The organism is Streptomyces sp. NPDC014764 (genome assembly GCF_043082785.1).
GTDB classification, from domain to species: Bacteria; Actinomycetota; Actinomycetes; order Streptomycetales; family Streptomycetaceae; genus Streptomyces; species Streptomyces althioticus.
In genome coordinates, this window is record NZ_JBIBXY010000042.1 from 1 (window position 1) to 3876 (window position 3876).

Sequence of the window (3876 nt, forward strand, 5' to 3'; positions counted from 1 at the left end):
GGTGTCGGGACAGGTCGCGGGATCCGCCGACGGCGCCGACGACGAGGTCGAAGGGCGCCTCGGCGTGTGCGAGGTCGACGGGGACCCGGCGGCGCGGGTGCGCGGCCATGGGAACCCCGTGTCAACTCGCTGACCTGCCGGTCCAGCACACGCCACGCGCCCGAAGGGCGCCGGACACCACGAGGCTGGGCTGGGGGTGGTCCTGGTGGACGCCGAAATCGGCCTGCTGCGAGGAGATCGCGTGCGCAGGCACCAGCCACCGCGGTCCGCGCACCGTCATCGAGGATTCCTCTGTGCACCTCAGAGAGACCACAGCAGAACGGTCCGAGGCCGATCACCTCGGGCGGGCAGCAGGGGCGGCCGGGCCTCCTGCCGGGTAGGAGGCAGACGCCGAGAGCGTGCCGGGAACGCAGAAAGAGAGCCCGGATCGTGGGGATCCGGGCGTCTTCGTCAGTAGCGGGGACAGGATTTGAACCTGCGACCTCTGGGTTATGAGCCCAGCGAGCTACCGAGCTGCTCCACCCCGCGTCGGTCCCCCCACCGTACGCCATCCCAGCAGGCGCCGAGGACCACTTTTCGGCGCGGGCTCTATGCGGCGAAGCCGACGTTGGTGACGTACTCGTACTGGCCCCACTGCGAGCCGAGGTCGACGATCGTGTCCTGCCATGCGGCGTCGAGGCTCTGGTGGTCGCCGGCCGCCGAGGAGCCGACGATGCGGTCCCAGCGGCGCACGTTCATCGTCCGGTACTCCAGTACGCGCTGCAGTTGCTGCGGCACCTGGGACTGGTTGAGCGGGTGGATCTCCACCCGGGTGCCGCGTCCGTCGCGGTTGAGGCGTCTGAGGAGGTGGCGGGCGACGTTGTGACGGCGCACCGTCCTATAAGCCTGGTCGATGCGTTCCAGGTTGGTCCTGGAGGGGCGGCGTTTGCCCTCCAGCCACGCCTTCAGCGTCCGGTGGGTCACCGTGAGGCCGGCGTCCTGCGCGGCCTTCAGGGTCGGGGCGGACTTCGTCAGGTAGTGCAGGCGCGCCATCCAGCCGCGTTTTGCGGTCACGGGGGTGGCGATGCCGCCCGCGAGTTCGTCGAGTTTGCGAGCGACGGCGTCGCTGCCCTTGATGCCCCGGGCGCCGAACTTTCCGAAGTCGATGTTCTTCTCCGGCACTACTCCCCCTCGCCTTCGTGCTCAGCGGCGTCGGTTGCGGCGGTGTACGTGTCCTTGACCTTGACTTCGGTGACAGCTCGGCCTTCGGGGAAGACACGGCGCCATTCGCCGATGACGTGGAGTTCGTCGGTGCCCATGGCCCGGACGACGGCCAGGCCGTTGTCATGGGCCTTGAGTGCCTTGAGCCAGAGGTTGGCGAAGGCCTGGCTGCGGATGATGTGCATCCAGTCCGGGCGGTAGAGCTCCCGGTTGTAGTTCGACTCCCCCATCGTGGAGACGAACTTCGAGTACATCGCCTTCACGTACTCAAGCGTCACCGTGTCGCCCTGCTCGATCGCCGTGTCGCGGGCGTCCTTCAGGGCGATGCGGAACTTCTCCAGCAGGTTCTCCGTGGCTCCGGAGGTGTACGACTCGTGGATCTGAGGAGGCTCGCACAGCTGGTGCCTGGGACCGGACAGGCGCAGCAGGAGGCGGAGCGTCGGCTCGGTGACCCACAGGGGGCCGGGTTCGTCCCGTTGGCCGATCGGGTTGGGCAGCACCGCCTCGTGTTCCCACTCGGGCGGGGTGATGAGGTGGACTCCGGAGCGGCGGCGGTCGTGGGCGAGGCCGGTGGAGTGCTCGAGCTGGCCGAGGGGGAGGTGCGTCTTGAGGGCGGAGAGGTAGGCGCCGTTGATGTCGAGCGCGGTCACCTGATGTCGGCCGGGCGGGAGTTCGTGACGGGTCCACTTGGGGCGGGCTTCCCAGATCTGGTCGGTGCCGCGCGCGGTCTGCTTCTTGAGGATGTCGGGGATCCAGGGGTGTGCGATCACGTCGTAGCGGGCGCCCTTGCGGGTTTCGTCCAGCAGTCGCATCGCGTCCGGGATGGCCCGCTTCACCAGCGTTGCCGTGGCTGCGTCGACGTCGCCCCGGTGCTCGGCAAGTGCACTCTGCACGGCCTCGCGGATCAGGCCGACCGGGCCGGACGTCTCCTGGAACGCGTGGCGGGCCGGGCCCTTGGAACGTTGAGTCGCGCTCGCCGGGCGTGTCGTGTGCACCGGCGCTTTCGGGGTGTGCGCGGTGGGTTGTCCGGCTGGCGGGGCAGCTGGGGCTCCGGTGGTGGCGGGCCGGCAGCCGGCGGGGGTCAGGTGCTGGGCGAACCCTGCCACGCGTTGTCCGGCCGGGCGGCCGCACAGCACGCAGGGCTCGGGGGTGACGAGCGGTTCCACGTCGTCTTCGTCCATGTCCTGGCTGAGGCCGGGCGTAGACGAGGGGGTGGCGACCGCGGCCGTGTCTGACGTGACGGGCTGCTCCGCAGCCGGTGCCGTCTCGGCATCGGTGGTGGTCTCGGTGGCGAGTTTGGCGTTCAGTCCGTCCAGCAGGTAGGCGTATTTGGTGCGGATCTCGCCGGCCGGGTCCCGGCCGCTTTCCCATCCGCTGAGGGTTGAGGGGCTCACGCCGAGCGCGCGTGCCACTTGCGCCTTGGACAGCCGAGCCCGCTCTCGCAGTTCGCGGCGTACGTGGCAGGGCGGGAGTTCGGCCTGAGGGGTGACGGCGTCGAGCAGCGAGTCGATCGCGTCGAAGTCGCTCACCGGCCCGTCCTCCTCGCTCCGGTCCGCATGGTACGACGCCTGTCGGCGGGCAGCGCCTCGCACGCTCTGGTCGGGCCCGCCAGGAGATCCAGCGCGCCGATGCCGTAGTGCTCGGCCAGGGCGTCGACGTCGCGCAGGCTCCAGGAGATGGCGCCCGACTGTCGGCGCGACACCTGTGTCTGCGTCAACCCGAGGACCCCGGCGACCGATCGCTGCGATTCGCCCGTCACCTGCATCAACGCGGCCACCGTCAGCCGCAGCGACTCCTCCAAGCGCAATCCCATGCCACCATCTTACCCGACTCCATGTAACTTCCGCATCTCTATAAGCTTTTCACTATCCATAATGCAGAAAGGCTTTCAGTGTTCTGCGGGAGCTGAAGGTCTTCGGGCATGAGCGATCCATGCCACCCTGATCAGCGCGGAGCCGTCGGGTCGCGCGCCGGGCTTCCCGATTCGCCTGGCGCGCCTCTTCCCCCGCAGGATCGGACAGCGCCGCGGGCACACGACGTCCACGACACGGCGGCGCAGGCCCGGCGCAGCCGGGGCCCGGGCGGTGCGGCCGCCCACGGCAATGGCGGCGCACCGTACGCACTCCAGTGCCCAAGAGCGCGGTGACCAAGGAGGCGTTGCCGGCGTAGCCGGCCAGGAGGAACGCCATCGGTGCCTGGCGGCCGGCCGGGAACCGGGACTGGTTCTTCGGGCGCGAGGCGGGTCACGGCGGCCAGGATGGCGTCCGCGCCATGGGTGTCGACCAGGGGCTGCACGGCCGGCGGGGTCGTAGGCGGCGTAGTCGCGCCGGTGGCCGGCTACGTCCGCACGACGTCGGGCAACCCTGTCGAGTGCGTCTCGGGCGACCTGTGCGCCGCGCCCGTGGCAGCGGGCGGGTAACGGGGCGGCCGATCAGGTCCGCGTCACCGAGGTGTGGACCCGGGGCGGTGCCGGGCGGAGTCCAGCTCCCTCAGCCGGGTCACCAGCAGACGTGCTTCCTCCGGGTCCGTGCGGATCCCGAAGACGTCGTCGAGCAGCTTGGGCACCTCGTGCGGCCCGACGGTCTGCGTCACCCGGTCCCGGCCCGGACGTTCCGTCGTCCAGACCAGCGCGTCGAGCGTGTCGTACCGGTCGATGCGCCGCCGCTGGATGTACGG

3 protein-coding genes, 1 tRNA gene and 1 pseudogene are annotated in these 3876 nt (G+C 70.2%); all 5 read right to left on the reverse strand.

Annotated features, from left to right (window positions below; translation table 11 throughout):
* Window positions 1–454: 454 nt before the first annotated feature.
* A tRNA-Met gene (locus ACF1AG_RS34665) sits at window positions 455–528 on the reverse strand.
* Between the two features lie 60 nt (window positions 529–588).
* Window positions 589–1161, reverse strand: coding sequence for a transcriptional regulator (locus ACF1AG_RS34670; protein ID WP_391811044.1), 573 nt, complete (start codon window positions 1159–1161; stop codon window positions 589–591).
* Window positions 1161–2729 carry a helix-turn-helix domain-containing protein gene (locus ACF1AG_RS34675; RefSeq protein ID WP_391811045.1) on the reverse strand — a complete coding sequence of 523 codons (1569 nt, stop codon included), beginning with the start codon at window positions 2727–2729 and terminating at the stop codon, window positions 1161–1163. Before ACF1AG_RS34675 ends, ACF1AG_RS34670 begins: the two co-directional genes overlap by 1 nt.
* On the reverse strand, window positions 2726–3013 hold the full coding sequence (locus tag ACF1AG_RS34680; protein WP_359751148.1) for a helix-turn-helix domain-containing protein: 288 nt from the start codon (window positions 3011–3013) through the stop codon (window positions 2726–2728). The genes ACF1AG_RS34675 and ACF1AG_RS34680 overlap by 4 nt, the downstream gene beginning before the upstream one ends.
* A gap of 629 nt (window positions 3014–3642) precedes the next feature.
* Window positions 3643–3876: pseudogene (locus ACF1AG_RS34685) on the reverse strand (arylamine N-acetyltransferase); the annotation flags it as partial.

Excerpts from the sequence above, each read along its gene's own strand:
- ACF1AG_RS34680 (WP_359751148.1), bottom strand. The coding sequence starts at position 3,013 with ATGGGATTGCGCTTGGAGGAGTCGCTGCGGCTGACGGTGGCCGCGTTG.